We start from the raw sequence: 19028 nt of genomic DNA, 5'->3' as shown, positions 1-19028 counted from the left end.
TCAGGACAGCCCCGAACCCTCCTCGCGCGCCGCCTCCTCCGCCTCCACGGCGGACCGCTCCTCGCGCAGCCGCACCACGTGCCGGCGGCGGGCCACCACGCAGTACGCCGAGGCCGCGCTCGCCACGAACGACACCGCGCCGATCCACGGCCGGTCGAGGACGTGCCCGGCCAGATGGTCCAGCGAGTACCGCCCCGCACCGGACACGCCCAGCGCCAGCCCGGTCGCGCCGAGGAACGCCGGGTACTCGTAGCCGCCGGACGTCATGAAGAAGCCCGCCGGGGCGTGCACCGCCACCGCCCCCGCCATGGTGCCGGCCACCACCGCACCGGCCGCCGGCGTCGCCAGCCCGGCCACCAGCAGCGCGCCGCCACCCGCTTCGCCGAGGCCCGCCGCCAGGGCGTTCTGCCGCCCCGGGTGGAAGCCCATGTGCTCCATCGCCTTGGCGGTGCCCTCCAGGCCGGCGCCGCCGAACCAGCCGAACAGTTTCTGGGTGCCGTGCGCGATCAGCACCCCGCCCACAGCGCCGCGCAGGGCCAGCAGACCGAGATCCTTGCGGTTCAGACACATGTCGAATCCTCGTTCCAGCGGAGGGTGGTCCGGCTTCCATCCCAGCCGAAAGGGCGAGCCGGCTCGACTCGGGACCGCCATCCGGGCGAATATCGAAGCAGTGAGGAGTGGAGTCCCGATGACCCGGCGGCAACCCGAGTACCGGCTGGACGGCGGCACGATCACCGACCGCGAGGCCTTCTACACCGCCCTGGGGGCGGCCCTGAACGGCCCCGGCGGCTACTACGGCGGGAACCTCGACGCGCTCGCCGACTGCCTGCGCGGCGGCTTCGGCCCCACGCCCCCGTTCACCCTGGTCTGGCGGGACGCCGGCATCGCCCGCAGCCACCTGACCGGCACGGTCTTCCTCGGCGAACGCGCCCTGAGCTACTTCGACGCGATCCTCGACACACTCCGCGCCGGAGGCGTGGCGGTCGATCTGCGGTAAATCGCCCCGGTCATGCTTGCCCCTATGTTCGTCTTCAACCTGAGCAGCGCTTTCATCGCCTTCTTCGCCGTCGTCGGTCCGCCCAAGGTCCTGCTGTCCTTCGCCCGGCTCGCCTCCACCCGCACCACCGGGGAGCTGCGCAGGCTGGCCGCCTGGAGCACGATCATCTCCGCCGTCGTCGGCCTGCTGCTCGCCTTCAGCGCGGACTTCGTCACCTCGCTGTTCCACATCTCCGACCAGTCCCTGCAACTGGCCGGCGGCGCGATCTTCTTCATCTACGCCCTCGCGCTGGTCCTGGGCATCCACCTCGGCGGCGGCGACGAGGACACCGAGCACCTGCCCAACCCGCTGGTGGACGGCATCCGCGAGCTGCTGCTGCCCTACATCGCGAGCCCGCTCGCGGTGACGGCGGTGCTGGTGGGCTCGCTCGCCAAGAACGACTGGGGCTGGCGCGTCACCGTCGCCGGGGCGTACATCGCCGTCGTGGTGATCAACTACGTCTGTGTGGCGCTGCTCGCCCCGCTGATGCAGCGCACCCACCGCACCTCGCTGGAGGTGCTCTCCCGGCTGCTCGGCCTGCTGCTGGCGGCGGTCGGCGTGGAGCTGTTCCTGACCGGCCTGGCGGGCCTGGGCCTGCACCTGCCCGACGGGCACTGAGCCCGCCCGGCGGGCGCCGCGGCGGTCCGGCTCAGCCGGCGGCCAGCAGCTCCAGGACCTCGCCGATCCGCGCCCGGACCAGCGGGTCGGCGGCCAGGCCGTCCGGGCCGACGTCCTTGCGGTCCAGCGGGACCCGGACGCAGGCGTCCGCCACGAGGGCGGCGCCGGTGTGGCGGAGCACGGCGCCCAGCGCGGCCTCGGCACCCTGGCCCCGGCCCGGTGCGGCGGCGTTGATCCAGCCGACCGGCTTGTCCGAGATCTCGATCCCGCCGACCGTCCAGTCCAGCAGGTTCTTGAACGAGCCCGGCAGCGTGCCGGCGTACTCGGGGGTACAGATCAGCAGCGCGTCGGCGGCCTCGATGGCGGCCCGCAGCTCGACGACCGGCTCCGGCAGCGGGTCGGTGTCGTGGTCGGGGTTGAAGTGCGGCAGTCCGGCCAGCCCGGTGTAGTACGTCGTGGTGACGGACTCCGGCGCCACTGCGGCGGCGGTGCGCAGCACGGTCTCGTTGGTGGAGCCCGCGCGCAGGCTGCCGGGGATCAGGAGGACGTGACGGTTGATCGGCATGGCGATGAACCTACCGGCCGCTGCCGGAGCGTGTCCCACCACGTGCGTGCCCGGTCCAGGCCCTACGGCGCGACCACCGGCCGCCAGGGCACCGGGCTGGAGAGGATCATCGAGCTGGCCGGCTGGCCGTAGCCGCCGAGGCGGTCGATCAGCGCCTCGAAATCGGCCATCGCGGGCACCGCGACCAGCAGCACGCAGCAGGCCCCGCCGGTGACCCGGTGCAGTTGGAGCACCTCGGGCCAGCGGGCCACCGCCGGATCGCGCAGCACGCAGCGGGGGCCGTAGCACTGGAGCTGGACCAGCGCGGTGATCGGCAGCCCGGCCCGGGCGAGGTCGACGTGGGCGTGGTACCCGGTGATCACCCCGTCGGCCTCCAGCCGGCGCACCCGCTCGGCGACGGCGGGTGCGGACAGGCTCACCCGGCGGGAGAGTTCGTTGTAGGAGAGCCGGGCATCGGCCTGCAGCTCGGCGAGCAGGCGGCGGTCGACGGCGTCCATGGCGGCTCCCGGCGGGTGGGTCGAGTGGCTGGATCCCGCTGTTTTGCGATCGTAAGGAGGACCGACGGAAAGACCTCTTGAACGATAAGCACGGATGCGGTTGCCGTGCCCGAAGCCCATTCAAGAACGGGCAGGGACCGCCGCACAATGGGGCCCCCGGCGGCGTCCGGGTCACCAGGAGGGATCACGATGGGGCACGACACGGTGGAAACACCCAACCTGTCGTTCGGTCGGGACGGGGAGCCGGGTCGAGGCACCCCGTACGCCCGCTACGTACGGCTGGAGGAGCTGCACAGCCTGCAGCACCCGCGCAGCGAGGTGCCGGCCGAGCTGTCGTTCATCGTCACCACCCAGGTGATGGAACTGCTCTTCGACCTGCTGCGGCACGAGTGGACGCTCGCCCAGCGGGCGCTGCGCGAGGACGACCTGCCGGCCGCGCTGGCCGCGCTGCGGCGCGGCACCCACGTCCAGGACGTGCTGGTGGAGTCCTGGGACCTGCTGGCGACCATGACCCCGCAGGAGTTCAACGCCTTCCGCCCGGTGTTCGGCGAGGCCTCGGGCTTCCAGTCCTCGGCCTTCCTGCACCTGGAGTTCCTGCTGGGCAACAAGAACGCCGCCCTGCTGCGGATGTACGACGAGGCGCCGGGGACGCACGCCGAACTGACCGCGGCGCTGCGCTCCCCCGGCCTCTACGACGACGCGCTGGCGCTGCTCGCCCGGCGCGGCCTGGCGCTGCCGGTCGGGCCCGCCGAACCGTCCGAGCAGCGGTACCGGGCCGAGCCTGCGGTGGAGGCGGCCTGGCGGCGGGTCTACACCGAGCCCGGGTTCGCCGACCTGAAGGCGCTCGCCGAGGCGCTGCTGGACGTCGCCGAGCGGGTGACCCGCTGGCGCCGGCGCCACCTGGCGGCGGTGAAGCGCTCGATGGGCGCCAAGCCGGGCTCGGGCGGCTCCAGCGGCCTCGCCTGGCTGCGCAGGTCCGCCGAGCAGGACGTGTTCCCGGAGCTGTGGACCGTCCGGGACGAGCTGTGACGACGGAACCGACGGTGCTGCCGGGGCTGACGGAGCCGGAGAGAAAGGGACCCGCCGTGATCACGCGCGAGGAGTGCGCGGCGCTGGACGCCGCCGACCCGCTGGCGGGCTTCCGCCGGGAGTTCGCCCTGCCCGAGGGCGTCGTCTACCTGGACGGCAACTCGCTCGGCGCGCTGCCGGCCGGCACCCCCGAGCGGGTGCGGCGGGTGGTCGAGCAGGAGTGGGGCCGGGAGCTGATCCGCAGCTGGAACGACGCGGGCTGGTTCGAGCAGCCGTACCGGCTGGGCCGGCGGATCGCGCCGCTGGTCGGGGCCGAACCGGACGAGGTGGTGGTCTGCGACACCACCTCGGTGAACCTGTTCAAGGTGCTCGCGGCGGCGCTGCGGCTGCGCCCCGGCCGCCGCACCGTGCTCGGCGACGGCGCGGCCTTCCCGACCGACCTGTACATCGCCGAGGGCGTGACCGGCCTGGTCGAGGGCGCCCGCAGCGTGCTGGTCGCGCCGGAGGAACTGGACCGGCACCTGGACGGCGAGGTCGCCGCCGTCGTCCTCTCCCATGTGGACTACCGGACCGGCGAGTTGCTGGACCTGCCCGGGATCACCGCCCGGGTGCGGGCCGCGGGCGCCCTGATGATCTGGGACGTCTGCCACTCGGTGGGCGCACTGCCGGTCGAACTCGGCGCCGGCGGCGCGGACTTCGCGGTCGGCTGCACCTACAAGTACCTGAACGGCGGCCCCGGCTCGCCCGCCTTCCTGTACGTGGCGCGGCGGCACCAGGCCGCCGCCGCCCAGCCGTTGAGCGGCTGGTTCGGGCACGCCCGCCCGTTCGCCTTCGAGCCCGGGTACGACGCCAGGGCGGGCATCGGGCGGTTCCTGACCAGCTCGCCCTCGCTGCTCGGCCAGGCCGCGCTGGAGGCGAGCCTGGACGTCTGGGAGCGCGCCGACCTGGGCGCGGTGCGGGCGAAGAGCCTGGCGCTGACCGATCTGTTCGTCGCCCTGGTGGAGGGGCTGGACGGGATCGAGGTGGCCACCCCGCGCGAGCACGCCCGGCGCGGCAGCCAGATCGCCCTCCGGCACGCCGACGGCTACCCGGTGGTGCAGGCGCTGATCGCACGCGGGGTGATCGGGGACTTCCGCGCCCCGGACCTGATGCGCTTCGGCTTCACCCCGCTCTATCTCACGTACACGGACGTCTGGGACGCGGCCCGGCACCTGGCCGGGGTACTGGAGTCCGGCGAGTGGCGGCAGGAGCGGTTCGGCCGGCGCGGCGAGGTCACCTGAGGGCGGGATCACCCTCGCCGCCCGCACCCTGGGCCCGGCCGGGCCGGTGGCCTGCCGCGCGTGGGCGGGGCTGGTGCGACTCCGGCCGGGGTTCGGCGGCGGTGAACCTGGGCAGGCTGATATTTGACTGGTCATCACACTGTGGGAGGGACGCATGGACCTGGAACTCGGCCCGCTGATGCCCGGACCTGCCGAGCTGATCGTCGGTCTGGTCTGCTTCTTCCTGCTGTTCTGGCTGCTGGGCAGGCTGCTGCTACCGCGGGCGGAACGGGTGCTGGCCGAGCGGCGGGATGCCATCGAGGGGCGCACGGAGCGGGCCGAGGCCATCCGGGCAGAGGCCGAGCGGACCCTGGACACCTGCCGGCAGGAGCTGGCGGACGCCCGGCACGAGGCCGCGCGGATCCGCCAGGAGGCCACCGGGCAAGGTGCGGCGATCATCGCGGCGGCCCGCGAGGAGGGCATCCGCGAGCGCGACCGGCTGGTCGCGGAGGCGGGCGCCCGGATCTCCGTGGACCAGGCGCTCGCGGCGGTCTCGCTCCAGGCGGAGGTCGGCGAGCTGGCGGTCGAGCTGGCCGGACGGGTGGTCGGCGAGCCGCTGGCCGCCGTCGCCGCCCGGCGCGGCACCGTGGAGCGGTTCTTCGACGAGCGCTGAGCCGGAGCCTCGGCGCCCCTCGGGTACCTGCCGCGAGGACCGGCGTCCCGTCGTCGCGGGGTATGGGTCCTCGCCCCGCCGGGCAGAAGGCGGCTCCGGCGGGGCGCAGGGAACTCAGCGGTCCGTCAACACACGGGCTTGGGCCTCGACGGCATGCTCTGCATGTCGCACACCGCCTTCGGGTTGTAGTAGGCGGCGGCGCTGCCCGCCGTGCCGGCGCCGATCCCGATCAGCGCGACGAGGACGCCGGCCGCGACGGCCGCCCGGTGCTTGCGGGTGCGGGTGGTGGTACGAGCCACAGACGGTCCCTCTCCATGGGCCGGCGCCGGATCGATCGGCGCCGACAAGCGGTGAAGCGGCCCCTCCGGTGAGGGGCGACGGACCGAGGATCACCCGTCCGGACCGAGAGCGGGAGGTCATGCCGCGCCCTTGCCGACCCGGCGAATCCATGCCGCGGGCCGACAGGCTCGACCGACCCCTGGTGATCGCGCGACACCACGATGAACAATCGTTGACGTGGACCCCTCCGGCGCTCTCCGTGACTTCCTGCTCTCCCGCCGGGCCCGGCTGCGGCCCGACGACGTCGGGTTGTCCGGCCACGGGCCGAGGAGAGTCGCCGGGCTGCGCCGCGAGGAGGTAGCCGAACTGGCGGCCGTCAGCCTGGAGCACTACATCCGGCTCGAACGCGGCCACGCCTCACAGGTGTCGGACGCCGTCCTCGACGCCGTCGCCGACGCCCTCCGGCTGAGTCCGGGCGAACGCCGGTACCTGCACAGCCTCGCGCGGCCGCCCGCCGGACACGAGAAGACGAGCCGCCCCGGCGTCCGGCCCAGTGTGCAGCACGTCCTCGACTCGATGATCGACACACCCGCCTACCTGGTCGGCCCGGGCGGCACCGTGCTGGCCTGGAACCGGCTGGCGGCCGCGGTCTTCGCCGACTTCTCCCGGATCCCCGCCGGGCAGCGGACCGTCGGGCGGCTGGTCTTCACCCACCCCCGCGCCCGACGCCTCTACGCCGACTGGGAGGCGAAGGCCCGCGAAGCCGTCTCCTACCTGCGGACCGAGACCGGAAAGCGGCCGCATGACCCGGCCCTCGCCGACGAGATCCGGCAGCTGACCGCCCGGAGCGAGGACTTCCGCCGGCTCTGGTCCGAACAGCTCGTCCTCGAAACCACGCACTCGACCGTCCGTCTGATCTGCCCGCCGTTCGGCCGGCTGGAGCTCTCCTGGGAGACCCTCCAACTGACCGACAGCCCCGACGAGGTCGTACTCGTCTACACGGCCGCCCCCGGATCCCCCTCCGCCGAGGCGCTGCGCACACTGTCCCGCGCCGCCGGCATCACCCCGGCACCGGCCGACCGGCGCCCGCGGGGATGCTGAGCGCCGGGCCCGGCCGGATACGGCGACGGTCAGGCGGCCCGGTTCGGGAACCGGGCCGCCTGACCGTCGTTCAGTACTGTCGAGCCGCCGGACAAGCCCTAGCTGTGGCGTCCGCGGCGACGGGCGGCCAGGACGGCCAGACCGCCGAGGCCCAGCAGGCCGACACCGGCCAGGCCGAAGACGACCGGCGTGTTGCCCGCTCCGGTCGACGGAAGCTCACCGCCACCACCGGGGTGGTGGCTGTTCGAGTGGTGGCCGCTTGGGTGGTGGCTGGTCGGCGCGGGGCTCGACGAGGTCGGCGACGCGCTGTGGGACGGGCTGTGGGACGCGCTGGGCGAGGTGGGTGACGCGCTCGGCGAGGTCGGGGAGGACGACGGCGAGGTCGGCGACGAACTGGGCGAGGTCGGGGAGGACGACGGCGAGGTCGGCGACGAACTGGGCGAGGTCGGGGAGGACGACGGCGAGGTCGGCGACGCGCTCGGCGACGTCGTGCAGTCCGGCAGGTCCCCGTCGAACGGGTAGCTGTGGATCTCGTAGCCGCCGCTGCCGGTCTGGATCAGGTTGCCCGCCAGGTACACCCGCCCGTTGAGACCGGGGGTGGCGATCGTGGTCGTGCCGCCCACGTTGCCCGCCATGACCGAGCCCTGGAACTGCGCGCTCCCAAGGATCTGCGCGTTGGTGGAGGTGGGGAAGTTCCACATCAGCTTGGAGCGCATGTCGGTGGTCGGGTCGCCCGGCAGACCGGTACCGGTGTAGGTGTTGATGATGGCGTTGTCCGACAGCATGTTGACGACGACGGTGGCGCCGGCCGGGATGTTGTTGAAGACCAGCCCGATCTGCTGGGTGGCCGTGCCCAGGTTTCCGGTGACGTTGAAGACCTGCCGCATGCTGGTCCCGTCACCGGTGAAGGTCGCCTCGCTGTTGGTGACCGCGACCGTGCCGGTCGCGGTGGCCTGGCCCGCGCAGGTGGAGGCCTCCTCGATCTGGGAGAGCACCGCCTGGTAGGGCGCGGCGGCGTTCGGGTCCTTGATCGCCTGACCGGTGGGGTCGATGTTGACGATCCCGGAGAGCGTGCCGGCGTAGCGGAGGTTGCCGAACGCCGGGCCGGTGGAGTCGCTGCCGCCGATCAGGATCTGGTTGCCGGTGACCACGTCGACGTTACCGCCGACGGTGACGAAGTCGCTGCCGTTGGGCGGCACGACGCGCGAGCCGACGCCCACGACGCCCATGTTGAAGGCGCCGCCGCCCTGGCTCTTGTCGACGGTCAGGTTCCCCAGGGTGACGATCTTGCCCTCGGCCTCGGCGGCGCGGCCGTTCACGGTGTAGTTGCCACCGGTGAAGATGTTGATCGTGGAGTCCCGGCCGGTGAAGTCGCCGTTGTTCGGCGGCGGCCAGGTGGCCGGGCAGTCGGGCCCGGTGCAGGCGCCCAGCGGCGGCGCCAGCGGGGCGGCCGAACCGACCGTCAGCACCGCGGCCATCGGCAGCACGGCGAGCGTGGTGGCCACCGCCACCCGAACGGCCCGACGCCTGCGGGCCGTCGGCGGACTTTTCACGGCGGTCGTTCTGTGATCCGGCGTACCGGTGCCCTGACCCATCGACACATTCCTCCGCACATGGAAAAGGGCAGGCCTCACAACTCCTGCCACGTTTTCGTCCGATCACCGGGTAATCCCGGCCGATCCGGGACATCCAACCCCAAATCGGACTATCTATACCCTACAGACCATCAGGCGTGATATGGAAATCATCCGGCCGGCGCAGCGGCCCCGTCCTTTCGCCGACCCCGCTAGGTTGGGAAGCATGACTTCCGAGGACCTGGACCAGAACGCCCCGCTCGCCGCCGTCGCGGCCAGCGCCGACGTCCTGCGGCACCCCGAGGCCGGCGAGCACCTGCTCACCGCCGTCGAGCTCGAGCGCGCCGCGCGCTTCCGGCACGAGTCGGGACGGGTGGACTTCACCGCCGCGCACATCCTCGTCCGGCTCTGCGCCGCCCGGCTGCTCGGCGTCCCGGCCGCCGGGCTGACCCTGGCCCAGAACTGCCCGGACTGCGGGAAGGGCGACCACGGCAAGCCGTACCTGCCGGACCACCCGGGCGTGGAGGTGAGCCTCTCGCACACCAAGGGCGTGGTCGCGGCCGCCGCCGGACATCAGCCGGTCGGCGTCGACGTCGAGCTGTCGACGCGCGGCGGATCGCTTCTCCCGGTCGCCCAACGGGTACTCGCCCCGGCAGAGTTGCGCCTGGTCGAGGCGCACCCGGAGCCGGATCGGGCGTTCCTGCGGCTCTGGGTACGGAAGGAGTCGCTGATCAAACTCGGCCGGACCAGCCTGGACACCCTCGCCGCCGTCGACCTCTCCGCCCTGCCGCTCGACGTCCCTCCGGGTACGCCGCTGCGCAGCCGCTACCAGGACCTCCACCTGCTCGACTGGGCCGACGAGGACCTGGGCGGCGCGGCCGTCTCGGCCGTGAGCACCGTCGCGCCGCGGGTGGTCGCGCTGACGCCGCCGACGGCCCGCTGAACAGCCCGCTGAACAGCCCGCGAAGGACGGCCACCCGACCGGCGGGGCCCCGGATAAGCGGTGTTAGCGTGCGTGCTCAGGGCTTCGGAACCGGACGCCCCGGCTGCCCGCGCCGGGTGTGCCCGTCGCGCAGCCCGACGTCGGATTAAGGGTGTCCCCGCCATGGCCAAGTTCCTGCTGAGCCTGCACGTCCTCGCCTCGGTGCTGTTCATAGGCCCGGTCGCGGTGGCCGTCAGCATGTTCCCCCGCCGGGCCAGGGCCGCGCTCGCCGGCGGGCCCGACGGGGCGGCCGACGCGGGCGTGCTGCGGGTACTGCACCGGATCACCCAGGTCTACGCGCTGCTGGGGATCGCCGTCCCGGTGATGGGCATCGGCGTCGCCCAGGTGATGGACGTGCTCGGGCAGTCCTGGATGATCGTCTCGATGGTGCTCACGGCCCTCGCCGCACTCTCGCTGCTGCTGTTCGTGCTGCCCGCACAGCAGGCGGCGGTGGACGCGCTCGACCTCGGCGCCGAGGACCCGGAACACGGCAAGGCCGTGCAGGGGCTGCGCCTGCTGCCGATGACGGCCGGGGTGTTCAACCTGCTCTGGGCGGTGGTCGTGGTCCTGATGATCATCCGGCCGGGCTCGACCACGGGCGTCTGAGAACGCCACGGTTCGGCCACTGCGGTCCGGTCTCCCGGTAGTACCGTCCTGGCATGACGACGGCGGAGACCGGAACCGGTACGGGCGTGGGGGCGCTGCTGCGCGGCTGGCGCGAGCGGCGGCAGCTCAGCCAGCTGCGACTGGCCCTGCGGGCCGACTCCTCGGCCCGGCACATCAGCTTCATCGAGACCGGCCGGTCCCGGCCCAGCCAGGAGATGGTGCTGCGGCTCGCCGAGCACCTGGACGTCCCGGTACGGGAGCGCAACACGCTGCTGCTGGCGGCCGGTTACGCCCCGCACTACCCGGAGACCCCGCTCGACGACCCGGCGATGGACGCCCTGCGCGGCGGTATGGAGCGGCTGCTGGCCGCACACGACCCGTACCCCGCCCTGGTCGTCGACGGCGTCTTCCGGGTGCTGGCGGTCAACCGCTCGCTCGGCGTCCTGCTCGACGGGGTCGCCCCCCGGCTGCTGGCACCGCCGCTCAACGCGATGCGGATCACCCTGCACCCCGAGGGGCTGGCACCGCGGATCGCCAACCTGCGGCAGTGGCGGCGGCACCTGCTGGAACGGATGGAACGCCAGATCGAGCTGGTCCGCTCGGCGCCGCTGCGGGCGCTGTACGAGGAGGTCAGCGCCTACCCCGAGCCCGCGAACCGGCTGCTGGACGACACCGACGAGGACATCGCCGAGCTCTTCCCGTTCGCGCTGCCGCTGCGGGTGGCGTACCGGGGGCGGGTGCTGTCGTTCCTCTCCACCGTCGCGACCTTCAACACCCCGATGGACGTGACCGTCTCCGAGCTGGCCATGGAGACCTTCCTGCCGGCCGACGCGCAGACCGCGGCGGTGCTCCGGGAGGCGGCGCCCCGGGAAGCGGTGCCCCGGGCGTAGCGCGGCCTGGTCAGCGGGAGAGCGCACCGGTCCGGCGCAGGGCGGTGAACTGCAGGGCTCCGAACAGGGCCACGACGGCGGCCTGCAGCGGGATCCAGACCAGCCCGGTGGTGGTCGGCTCCAGCCAGGCCGCCATCGCCACCAGGCTGAGCACCACCCAGGCCAGGTTGATGTCGATCACCGCCAGCACGCCGAGCCGCGGCGGTCGCCGGCGGGCGGCCAGGACGCCGGCCGCGGCACCGAACACCGCCAGGACGGCGCCGAGGCCGAGCAGGGTGGCGCGGCCTGCGCCGAGCAGGTCACCGAGCTGTCCGGGAAAGGCCAGATAGGCGAGGCCGTTGCCGCCGCTGACCACCGCGTCCAGGGCCAGGAAGCCGCGCAGGGCCTTCCACGGGGCGTCGACGGGGGTGAGGGCGGTACGGCCGCCGGGCAGGGTGTTCGCGGACATGGCGGATCAACCTCCGGGAGGAGTCGGGGCAGGGGGCCGGGGCCCGGCGCCGCGTTCGGCACCGGGTGCTCCCCACCCTGCCCGGCCGGCCGCCGGCCGTCGATTACCTCCGAGGTCATGCACCTCCGAGGTCATGGCCCACCGGCTCAGGCGTACGGCCCGGTGCGCCGAAGCGGTACGCCCCCCTCGGGCGCCGCCCGGCCCCCGGGGCGGGCCGGGTGGGCCGGGCCTCCGGCGTCCGCCAGGCCGAACAGCCGGGCGGCGTTGTCGTGGCAGACGGCCCGCAGCCACTCCTCCCCCAGGCCCGGCCGGGCCAGCGCGTCCAGCTGGTGAACGTACCGGTACGGAATGTTGGGGAAGTCGCTGCCGAGCAGGACCTGCTCCCGCAGGCCCCGCAGGCGCGGCAGTTCGGCGGCCGGGAACGGGGTGTCGCGCTCGGCGAAGTCGGTGAACGCGATGGTGGTGTCGAGGCGGGCGCCGGGGTGGCGCTCGACGAGGTCGAGGAAGTCGGTGTACTCGGGCATGCCCAGGTGGGCGACCACCAGGTTGAGCCGGGGGTGGCGGGCGAGCACCCGGCCGACCGGACCGGGGCCGGTGTACTTGCCGGGGACGGGACCGGAGCCGCAGTGGGTGACCACGGGGGTGCCGGTCTCGGCGAGCAGGCCCCAGACCTCGTCGAGCAGCCGGTCCGCCGGGTCGTACCCGCCGACCTGGAGGTGCGCCTTGAACACCCTGGCCCCGTCCGCCAGGGCCCGTGCCACATAGCCGGGCGCGCCGGGCTCGGGGAAGAAGGTCGCGGTGTGCAGGCAATCCGGGGTGCGGGCGGCGAAGTCGGCGGCCCAGGCGTTGAGCCAGCCGGCCATGCCCGGCTTGTGCGGGTAGAGCATCGAGGTGAACGCCCGGACGCCGAAGTCCCGCAGCCGCTGGACGCGTTCGGCCTCGTCCTCGCGGTAGGTGATCGGCCAGGGCCGGTCCACCAGCGGGCCGGCCCGGTCGAAGTACGCCCAGACCTTGTCGAGGACGTTCTTCGGCATGAAGTGGGTGTGGACGTCGATCAGGCCGGGCAGGCCGAGGCCCTGCCAGAAGGCGCGGACCTCGGCCGCCTCCGCGCGCCGCCCGCCGGGGCCTTCCGGCCGCCCGGCGGTGGCGGCGCTCACGCGGGTACCGGACGGGCGCGGTCGATGATCGTCCCGACCGCGAGGCCGGCGGGCAGGGTGCCGAAGGCGGCGCCGTGGTCACCGCCGAGGCGGGAGGCGCAGAACGCGTCGGCCACCTCCGGACTGCCGTGGCGGACCAGCAGCGCGCCCTGGAAGGCCAGCGCCATCGACTCGACCAGCCGGCGCGTCCGGTACTCCAGGTCCGCCGTGTCCCCGAGCTGCTTGCGGAGTCCGGCGACGGCCGCGTCGAGCCGGCGGTCCGCACCGGCGGCCGCGTCCAGTTCGCCGAAGAAGGCCTCGACCGTCTCCGGGTGCTTGGCCATGGCCCGCAGCGCGTCCAGGGCGGCGACGTTGCCGGAGCCCTCCCAGATCGAGACCAGCGGCGCCTCCCGGTAGAGCCGGGGCATACCGGACTCCTCGACGTAGCCGTTGCCGCCGAGGCACTCCAGCGCCTCGGCGGCGTGCGCCGGACCGCGCTTGCAGACCCAGTACTTGGCGACGGCCAGCCCCAACCGCCTTACCAGCGACTCGGTTTCGTCCCCGGCGAGGGCCCGGTCGGTGGACTGGGCAAGGCGCATCGCGACGGTGGTGGCCGCCTCGGACTCGACGACCAGGTCGGCGAGCACATTGCGCATCAGCGGCTGGTCGATCAGCTCCTTGCCGAACGCCCGCCGGTGGAGGGCGTGCTGGACCGCCCGGGTGGCGCCGAGGCGCATGCCGGAAGCGGCGCCGATGGTGCAGTCGAGCCTGGTCATGTTGACCATCTCGATGATGGTCCGCACACCCCGGCCCTCCTCACCGACCAGCAGGCCGACCGCGCCGTCGTACTCGATCTCGGCGGAGGCGTTGGACTTGTTGCCCAGCTTGTCCTTGAGCCGCTGGAGGAGCAGGAGGTTGCGTCCGCCGTCCGGGAGCACCCGCGGCAGCATGAAGCAGCTGAGACCGCCCGGCGCCTGGGCCAGCGTCAGGAAGAGGTCCGACATCGGGGCGGAGGTGAACCACTTGTGGCCGGTGAGCCGGTAGGTGCCGTCGGCGTACGGGGTGGCGGTGGTGGTGTTGGTGCGGACGTCCGAGCCGCCCTGCTTCTCCGTCATCGACATGCCGGCGATCAGGCCGCGCTTGCCGTGCGGCTCGCGCAGCCCGAAGTCGTACTCGGTGGCGGCCAGCAACGGCTCCAACTCGCCCGCCAGGGCCGGGTTCGCGCGCAGGGCCGGCACCGAGGCGTAGGTCATCGAGATCGGGCAGGTGTGGCCGGCCTCGACCTGGCTCCAGACGAAGAACTTGGCGGCCCGGGCGGTGTGCGCGCCCGGCCGTTCGTCGCGCCAGGGGGCGGCGTGCAGACCGTGGCCGACGGCGGTGCGCATCAGCTCGTGCCAGGCCGGGTGGAACTCGACCTCGTCGATCCGGTGGCCGAAGCGGTCGTGGGTACGCAGCACGGGCGGGTTCTCGTTGGCCAGCCGGCCCCACTCGGCGGCCTGCTCGGAGCCGGCCAGGCGGCCGAGTTCGCGCAGTTCGGGTTCGGCCCAGCCGGCGCCGGCCCGGTGCAGGGCGGCGAGCAGGGACGGGTCGGCGGCGGTGTCGTGTCCGTACGGCAGGGGCACCTGGTTGGTGACCTCATGCGTCGCTGTCATCGCGTCCTCCCAGGGCACGCAGGGTGAAGGAGACCAGGGCCGGGACCACCTCGGGCACGGTGCCGGAGGTGGCGGCTTCGGGGGTGGCGGCTTCAGCGGCTGCGGGGGCAGCGGCTTCAGGGGCTGCCGCGAGTGGGCCGGCCAGTGCCTCGGCGACCGCGCCGACCAGCGCGGCGGCGGTCAGCTCCGGCTCCTGGCGGGGCAGTTGGCCGGCCGCCACGGCGGCGGCGATCTCGGTGGCGATCACGTCGCGGAAGGCCCGCCGGAACACCAGCCGTTCGGCGTCCACGACGGCGTCGGCCGGCTCGACCAGCAGCGCGTAGGCGAGTACGGGCGCGCGCAGGGCGCGGGTCGCGAAGGTCTCGACCACGGCGGCGATCCGCTGTCGCGGGGTCTCCCGGCAGGCGACGGCGGCGGTGACGGCGGCGATCTCGCGGGTGACCACCCGACGGAACAGTTCGACGGACAGCTCGGCCTTGCCGGCGAAGTGCTGGTACAGGCTCCCGGTGGCGATCCCGGTGCGGTCCGCCACGGCGGCCATCGAGCAGCCGCCGTAGCCGCGCTCGGCGAGCAGCCCGACGGCGGCCTGCAGTACGGCCTCGCGCTGGGCGTCCAGGCGGGCTTGTACGGCGGGCGTGCGACGGTAGGCCATAGAAGTATTGAAGCACTGATTCACCGCTTCGGGGAGGGGTGCGCCCTGTGTGCCCGCGTACGCTCCACCCCGTGCGCCCACGGGAAGGGGCCACCCGCCGGCCCGGTGCCGACGGGTGACCCCTTCGTGTGCGCCGTCCCGCTACGGGCGGTGACGCTCCAGCCTCAGACCCTCCGCGTCCAGCTCACCGAACGGCGGGATCCGGTGGCTCTGGGCGAGGGAGCGGGCGGTGGCCGGGTCGGCCAGCCCGGCCCACTCCAGCACCTTGGCGGTGGCCGCCGCCGAGTCGTCGGCCGTCAGCTTGCCGATGTTGGAGCCGTGGTTGCCGCCGGGCACGGTGTAGACGTAACTGTCCTCGCTGCCCCGGCCGAGGTGGAACGGCTCGGCGCCCCACGGGTCGTTCTGCCCGTAGACGAAGATGATCCGCTCGGCGGAGCGCTTCACCCAGCGGTCGATGTCAGACATCGCGGACGGGTCGAAGCGCATCGGGATGTTCTTCGGCACGTAACTGCGCGGCGAGTACAGCTCCTTGAAGTCGTAGTGCTGCACGCCCTTGAGGTGCGAGACGTCGAAGCCGGGCGAGCCCAGCTCGGTGCCCGCCTGGTAGTAGTACGCGGTGTACTTGGCGAGCGACTGGTCGCTGTTGCCGGTGATGCCGGACTGGGCGTCGAACCAGGCGTACAGCTGGTCGTCGGTCGCGGTGGCCGCCGCCGGGACGGTCGCGCAGTCCGCCTCGGTGCTGTACTGCCAGAACGCCCAGACGACGTCAAGCACGCCCGCCTCGTAGGCCCGGTCGGCGCTGCCGACGGTGGTGAAGGTGGAGCCGGCGGCGGCGTTGTCGGCCACGTAGCGGGCCTCCAGCCGGTCGCGGCGGACCAGGAGTTCGCGCTGGGCGGCGTTGAGCGCGGCGCGGCACTCCGGGGTCCCGACGTTGCGGAAGAACGCGGAGTAGGCGGAGTCCTCGCGGTTGTCGACGTCGTTCGGGGCGACGTACGCGATCGTGGCCGTCACGTCGTCCGGGTAGAAGCGGCGGTGGTAGACGGAGGACATGCCGCCCTTGCTGGCCCCGGTGGAGAGCCAGTCGCGGTGGTAGATCCGCTTCAGCGCGGTGATGATCCGGTGCGAGTCGGCCGCGGCCTGCCGGATCCCGGCCTTGGTCCAGTCGGCGGGCTCCGGGCGGGACGGCGTGAAGTAGCGGTACTCGATGGAGACCTGGTTGCCGTCGGTCAGCCGGGTCGGCTCGGTGCGCGACGGGTTGGTCCCGAGGGTGTACCCGTTGGTGTAGAAGACGGTCGGGCGGTCGTCACCGCGGTGCAGCACGCTGAGCCGCTGCTGGAAGGTGCCCAGCCAGGGCCGGAAGTGGTCGATCGGCTGGGTGTAGGTGAGCAGGAAGTAGCGGTGGCCGGTGGTGGTGGGCTTCTCCTCCGTGACGGTCATCCCGGGGATCGCCGCCAGGCGGTCCTTGATGTCGGCGGAGGGGTTGTCGGCGGTGGCCGAGCCGACGGCGTCCACCGCGGGGGCGTCCACGGCGGGGACGTCCGGGGCTCCCGTGCTCCGCGCGAGCGCGGGCGACGCCAGACCGAGGGCGAGCAGGGGTATCAGCAGGACGGCGACCAGCAGCCTTCTGAGCGTGGTGGACATCAACTCTCCATTGGGTCAACGGAACTGTTCGTCACTCTTCGACAGGTCGAGCGATGGCCGTCCGGTAGACGGCCGAATGGGCCATCCGCCGGTAGCGGATGGCCCATCGGGAAGGGAGTCCTGGTCAGGGGCGCGGCAGGGTGCAGCCGGGGAGGGTGAGGTCGAGGCGGTTGCCGGACGCGAAGCAGGCCGGGATGCCGTAGGTCTGCTGGGCGTAGTTGATTCCCTGCCGGACCGTCACCGAACCGTTCTGGTCCACCTCGCACGGGTTGTTGACGGTGCAGTACTGACCGTCCTCGTTGCCCGTGTTGTTGACGGCCACGACCTGGCCGGTGCCGGCGTCGACCACGGGCGAGCCGGAGGTGCCGCCGATGGTGTTGCAGCTGGAGGTGTAGCGGACCGAGTCCTTGAAGGTCCAGCCGCCCTCCTTCAGCCGGTAGGCGAAGCCGTCGATCGAGCAGGAGTAGATCTTCTTCCAGTACCCGGAGACGACCTTGATCGAGGCGCCCTGCGCGGGGTGGCCGGCGGAGATGGTCAGCGGGGCGATCCCGTACTGCGACTGGATCGACGCATAGGTGGTGTTCAGCTGGTAGATCGACACATCGGTGTCGGTCATGGTGCCGTAGACCACCTTGGTCGCGCGGAGCGTGGCGAGGCTGCCGCCGGTGGAGCTGAGCAGCGAGAAGGTGCGGCTGGAGGCCTTGTTCACGACGACCTGGCCGGGGCCGGGCATACCGGACTCCAGGCAGTGGCCGTTGGACAGGACGAGCGCCGGGTCGTTCGCGGCCGAGCCGGGCAGCCGGACCAGGGAACCGGAACAGTTGCTGAGCGCCACCGTCCCGGCGAAGTTGACGGCGGCGGCGGCCTGCGCCTGCTGCCCCTGCGCGGCCACGGCCTCGACCGCGGCTTCGGTGACGGTGGCGGCCGTGGCGCCGACCGGGGCCGGGGCGCTCGCGGCGGCGGGGGCCGCTCCGGCGAGGGCGGTGGCCCCGGCGAACAGGAGTGCGGTGAGTATGCCAGTGAGCGGCTTCTTCATGAGAGACCTCTCGTTGTGGGGGTGCACCAAAGCTGGCGCGGACATGACGTGTTGTCAAGAGTCCCGCCACAACGCCGAGGCCAGGGGAAGGGCGGGGTCCTACCGGCGCCGCGCACGCCCGCCCCCGCCAGCCATCCCGTCCGTCAACTTCCGTTCCAGCAAAGGCGATCGAGTCCTACCTCAGGCCGGTGACCGCGCTGCGCCGCACCGGTGGCCCACCCCGCGCACCCGCCACACCGCCCCGGCCCGCTCGCGCGACGGCCACTGGAGAACGACTGAAGAAGCGCCGAAGAGACGTCGAACCGGTCAAGCCGATCGAACGACTGATCCAGCCAACCTGCCACGCAAAGCCGGTCGGCCACCGTACTGTGGCGGGATCGGCCGAGTGACCGTATGGGGGCTGGAGTGACGACCGAGTACCGAAGTGACGCACAGTCGGAGCCGACGGGAGGAGCGCGGCAGGGCGCGACCGGCGCCGGCCGCCTGCTCGCCGTGAGCGATCTGCACGTCTCCTACCAGGAGAACCACGACCTGGTGGAGAAGCTGCAACCCTCCTCCCCCGACGACTGGCTGATCGTCGCCGGCGATGTCGCCGAGCTCACCACCTCGATCGAGTGGACCCTGGGCCTGCTCGCCGAACGCTTCGCCCGCGTGGTGTGGGCCCCCGGCAACCACGAACTGTGGACCCACCCCGACGACCCGGTGCAGCTGCGCGGTGTGGCCCGCTACGAGCACCTGGTGGAACTCTGCCGCAGCCTGGGCGTGGAGACCCCCGAGGACCCGTACCCGGTCTGGCGGGGCGCCGGCGGGCCGGTCACCGTCGCCCCCCTGTTCCTGCTCTACGACTACTCCTTCCGCGCGCCCGGCACGACCACCAAGGAGGAGTCCCTGGAGGCCGCCTACACCAGCGGCGTGGTCTGCGCGGACGAGCGGATGCTCCACCCCGACCCGTTCCCCGACCGCGACTCCTGGTGCCGCGAGCGCGTCCGGCTCACCGAGCAGCGGCTGGCGGCCTGCGACCCGGAGCTGCCGCTGGTGCTGGTCAACCACTACCCGCTGGTCCGCCACCCCACCGAGATCCTCTGGTACCCGGAGTTCGCCCAGTGGTGCGGCACCGAGCTGACGGCCGACTGGCACCGCCGCTTCAACACCGCCGCGATGATCTACGGCCATCTGCACATCCCGCGGGTGACCAGCTACGACGGCGTCCGCTTCGAGGAGGTGTCGCTCGGCTACCCGCGGGAGTGGCGCCGCCGCGGTCTGCCGGACCCGCTGCTGCGCCAGGTGTTCCCCGAGGCCGACTGAGCCGCTTCCCGCCGCGCCCGGTGCGGGCGCGGCGGGCGCGGCGGGCGCG

General features: G+C 73.0%; 21 protein-coding genes. 10 read left to right on the top strand and 11 right to left on the bottom strand.

Annotated features, from left to right (window positions below):
* Positions 1-570: a DoxX family protein gene (locus tag ACIQIB_RS18340; RefSeq protein WP_400652184.1), complete on the bottom strand. Its 570-nt coding sequence runs from the start codon at positions 568-570 to the stop codon at positions 1-3.
* Positions 571-688: 118 nt separating this feature from the next.
* On the opposite strand from ACIQIB_RS18340, the gene ACIQIB_RS18335 reads away from it, so the two are divergent.
* Both ACIQIB_RS18335 and ACIQIB_RS18330 read left to right on the top strand, forming a co-directional pair.
* The gene (locus ACIQIB_RS18335) at positions 689-997 is read left to right on the top strand and encodes a barstar family protein (protein WP_400758982.1); all 309 of its coding nucleotides are present in this window, start codon (positions 689-691) and stop codon (positions 995-997) included.
* Between the two features lie 24 nt (positions 998-1021).
* Positions 1022-1654, top strand: coding sequence for a MarC family protein (locus ACIQIB_RS18330; protein ID WP_363607076.1), 633 nt, complete (start codon positions 1022-1024; stop codon positions 1652-1654).
* 31 nt (positions 1655-1685) lie between these two features.
* Here ACIQIB_RS18330 and ACIQIB_RS18325 read toward each other — a convergent pair whose 3' ends face one another.
* Entirely contained in the window at positions 1686-2219 is a 534-nt protein-coding gene (locus tag ACIQIB_RS18325; RefSeq protein WP_400758979.1) for an NADPH-dependent FMN reductase, read from the bottom strand.
* Between the two features lie 62 nt (positions 2220-2281).
* Positions 2282-2716, bottom strand: coding sequence for an Lrp/AsnC family transcriptional regulator (locus tag ACIQIB_RS18320; RefSeq protein WP_363607079.1), 435 nt, complete (start codon positions 2714-2716; stop codon positions 2282-2284).
* 189 nt (positions 2717-2905) lie between these two features.
* Between ACIQIB_RS18320 and ACIQIB_RS18315 the strand changes: the two genes are divergently transcribed.
* The 3 genes from ACIQIB_RS18315 to ACIQIB_RS18305 all read left to right on the top strand — a co-directional run bounded on the left by ACIQIB_RS18315 (position 2906) and on the right by ACIQIB_RS18305 (position 5677).
* Positions 2906-3745 (top strand): tryptophan 2,3-dioxygenase family protein, encoded by an 840-nt coding sequence (locus tag ACIQIB_RS18315; protein WP_363607080.1) that lies wholly within the window; start codon positions 2906-2908, stop codon positions 3743-3745.
* A gap of 59 nt (positions 3746-3804) precedes the next feature.
* Positions 3805-5025, top strand: coding sequence for a kynureninase (kynU, locus tag ACIQIB_RS18310; RefSeq protein ID WP_400652346.1), 1221 nt, complete (start codon positions 3805-3807; stop codon positions 5023-5025).
* Positions 5026-5179: 154 nt separating this feature from the next.
* Entirely contained in the window at positions 5180-5677 is a 498-nt protein-coding gene (locus ACIQIB_RS18305; RefSeq protein WP_363607082.1) for a hypothetical protein, read from the top strand.
* A 125-nt stretch (positions 5678-5802) separates the two neighbouring features.
* Here the strand turns inward: ACIQIB_RS18305 and ACIQIB_RS18300 are convergent, their stop codons facing one another.
* On the bottom strand, positions 5803-5976 hold the full coding sequence (locus ACIQIB_RS18300) for a hypothetical protein (RefSeq protein WP_363607083.1): 174 nt from the start codon (positions 5974-5976) through the stop codon (positions 5803-5805).
* A gap of 217 nt (positions 5977-6193) precedes the next feature.
* On the opposite strand from ACIQIB_RS18300, the gene ACIQIB_RS18295 reads away from it, so the two are divergent.
* Positions 6194-7057, top strand: coding sequence for a helix-turn-helix domain-containing protein (locus tag ACIQIB_RS18295; RefSeq protein ID WP_400758976.1), 864 nt, complete (start codon positions 6194-6196; stop codon positions 7055-7057).
* Positions 7058-7155: 98 nt separating this feature from the next.
* Here ACIQIB_RS18295 and ACIQIB_RS18290 read toward each other — a convergent pair whose 3' ends face one another.
* Complete coding sequence (locus tag ACIQIB_RS18290) at positions 7156-8562, bottom strand: choice-of-anchor A family protein (protein WP_400758973.1); 1407 nt, start codon at positions 8560-8562, stop codon at positions 7156-7158.
* A 295-nt stretch (positions 8563-8857) separates the two neighbouring features.
* Between ACIQIB_RS18290 and ACIQIB_RS18285 the strand changes: the two genes are divergently transcribed.
* The 3 genes from ACIQIB_RS18285 to ACIQIB_RS18275 all read left to right on the top strand — a co-directional run bounded on the left by ACIQIB_RS18285 (position 8858) and on the right by ACIQIB_RS18275 (position 11109).
* Complete coding sequence (locus tag ACIQIB_RS18285; RefSeq protein ID WP_400758972.1) at positions 8858-9574, top strand: 4'-phosphopantetheinyl transferase family protein; 717 nt, start codon at positions 8858-8860, stop codon at positions 9572-9574.
* Positions 9575-9736: 162 nt separating this feature from the next.
* The gene (locus tag ACIQIB_RS18280) at positions 9737-10219 is read left to right on the top strand and encodes a DUF2269 family protein (RefSeq protein ID WP_363607088.1); all 483 of its coding nucleotides are present in this window, start codon (positions 9737-9739) and stop codon (positions 10217-10219) included.
* Positions 10220-10272: 53 nt separating this feature from the next.
* On the top strand, positions 10273-11109 hold the full coding sequence (locus ACIQIB_RS18275) for a helix-turn-helix domain-containing protein (protein WP_400652165.1): 837 nt from the start codon (positions 10273-10275) through the stop codon (positions 11107-11109).
* A gap of 10 nt (positions 11110-11119) precedes the next feature.
* Here the strand turns inward: ACIQIB_RS18275 and ACIQIB_RS18270 are convergent, their stop codons facing one another.
* From ACIQIB_RS18270 to ACIQIB_RS18245, 6 genes are all read right to left on the bottom strand, one after another.
* Positions 11120-11557, bottom strand: a complete 438-nt coding sequence (locus ACIQIB_RS18270) for a hypothetical protein (RefSeq protein WP_400758970.1) — start codon at positions 11555-11557, stop codon at positions 11120-11122.
* 146 nt (positions 11558-11703) lie between these two features.
* Positions 11704-12714 carry an amidohydrolase family protein gene (locus tag ACIQIB_RS18265; protein ID WP_400758968.1) on the bottom strand — a complete coding sequence of 337 codons (1011 nt, stop codon included), beginning with the start codon at positions 12712-12714 and terminating at the stop codon, positions 11704-11706.
* Positions 12711-14345: an acyl-CoA dehydrogenase family protein gene (locus tag ACIQIB_RS18260; RefSeq protein WP_400652161.1), complete on the bottom strand. Its 1635-nt coding sequence runs from the start codon at positions 14343-14345 to the stop codon at positions 12711-12713. Before ACIQIB_RS18260 ends, ACIQIB_RS18265 begins: the two co-directional genes overlap by 4 nt.
* Positions 14329-14997 carry a TetR/AcrR family transcriptional regulator gene (locus ACIQIB_RS18255; RefSeq protein WP_363607096.1) on the bottom strand — a complete coding sequence of 223 codons (669 nt, stop codon included), beginning with the start codon at positions 14995-14997 and terminating at the stop codon, positions 14329-14331. Before ACIQIB_RS18255 ends, ACIQIB_RS18260 begins: the two co-directional genes overlap by 17 nt.
* A 141-nt stretch (positions 14998-15138) precedes the next feature.
* On the bottom strand, positions 15139-16638 hold the full coding sequence (locus tag ACIQIB_RS18250) for a S28 family serine protease (RefSeq protein ID WP_400758965.1): 1500 nt from the start codon (positions 16636-16638) through the stop codon (positions 15139-15141).
* A 124-nt stretch (positions 16639-16762) separates the two neighbouring features.
* Positions 16763-17674 (bottom strand): serine protease, encoded by a 912-nt coding sequence (locus tag ACIQIB_RS18245; protein ID WP_400652157.1) that lies wholly within the window; start codon positions 17672-17674, stop codon positions 16763-16765.
* Positions 17675-18067: 393 nt separating this feature from the next.
* Between ACIQIB_RS18245 and ACIQIB_RS18240 the strand changes: the two genes are divergently transcribed.
* Positions 18068-18979 (top strand): metallophosphoesterase family protein, encoded by a 912-nt coding sequence (locus ACIQIB_RS18240; RefSeq protein ID WP_400758962.1) that lies wholly within the window; start codon positions 18068-18070, stop codon positions 18977-18979.
* Positions 18980-19028: the final 49 nt, after the last annotated feature.

This window comes from Kitasatospora sp. NPDC092286, from assembly GCF_044755565.1.
Lineage (GTDB): Bacteria > Actinomycetota > Actinomycetes > Streptomycetales > Streptomycetaceae > Kitasatospora.
Note: the sequence above shows the minus strand (reverse complement) of the source record. Positions and strands in the feature narration are given on the sequence as shown.

Bases quoted from the DNA above. Each gene is read 5' to 3' on its own strand.
- ACIQIB_RS18240 (WP_400758962.1), top strand. From the start codon at position 18,068: ATGGGGGCTGGAGTGACGACCGAGTACCGAAGTGACGCACAGTCGGAG.
- ACIQIB_RS18260 (WP_400652161.1), bottom strand. From the start codon at position 14,345: ATGACAGCGACGCATGAGGTCACCAACCAGGTGCCCCTGCCGTACGGA.
- ACIQIB_RS18245 (WP_400652157.1), bottom strand. From the start codon at position 17,674: ATGAAGAAGCCGCTCACTGGCATACTCACCGCACTCCTGTTCGCCGGG.
- ACIQIB_RS18250 (WP_400758965.1), bottom strand. From the start codon at position 16,638: ATGTCCACCACGCTCAGAAGGCTGCTGGTCGCCGTCCTGCTGATACCC.
- ACIQIB_RS18320 (WP_363607079.1), bottom strand. From the start codon at position 2,716: ATGGACGCCGTCGACCGCCGCCTGCTCGCCGAGCTGCAGGCCGATGCC.
- ACIQIB_RS18330 (WP_363607076.1), top strand. From the start codon at position 1,022: ATGTTCGTCTTCAACCTGAGCAGCGCTTTCATCGCCTTCTTCGCCGTC.
- ACIQIB_RS18305 (WP_363607082.1), top strand. From the start codon at position 5,180: ATGGACCTGGAACTCGGCCCGCTGATGCCCGGACCTGCCGAGCTGATC.
- ACIQIB_RS18285 (WP_400758972.1), top strand. From the start codon at position 8,858: ATGACTTCCGAGGACCTGGACCAGAACGCCCCGCTCGCCGCCGTCGCG.
- ACIQIB_RS18275 (WP_400652165.1), top strand. From the start codon at position 10,273: ATGACGACGGCGGAGACCGGAACCGGTACGGGCGTGGGGGCGCTGCTG.
- ACIQIB_RS18315 (WP_363607080.1), top strand. From the start codon at position 2,906: ATGGGGCACGACACGGTGGAAACACCCAACCTGTCGTTCGGTCGGGAC.
- ACIQIB_RS18325 (WP_400758979.1), bottom strand. From the start codon at position 2,219: ATGCCGATCAACCGTCACGTCCTCCTGATCCCCGGCAGCCTGCGCGCG.
- ACIQIB_RS18255 (WP_363607096.1), bottom strand. From the start codon at position 14,997: ATGGCCTACCGTCGCACGCCCGCCGTACAAGCCCGCCTGGACGCCCAG.
- ACIQIB_RS18340 (WP_400652184.1), bottom strand. From the start codon at position 570: ATGTGTCTGAACCGCAAGGATCTCGGTCTGCTGGCCCTGCGCGGCGCT.
- ACIQIB_RS18280 (WP_363607088.1), top strand. From the start codon at position 9,737: ATGGCCAAGTTCCTGCTGAGCCTGCACGTCCTCGCCTCGGTGCTGTTC.
- ACIQIB_RS18270 (WP_400758970.1), bottom strand. From the start codon at position 11,557: ATGTCCGCGAACACCCTGCCCGGCGGCCGTACCGCCCTCACCCCCGTC.
- ACIQIB_RS18335 (WP_400758982.1), top strand. From the start codon at position 689: ATGACCCGGCGGCAACCCGAGTACCGGCTGGACGGCGGCACGATCACC.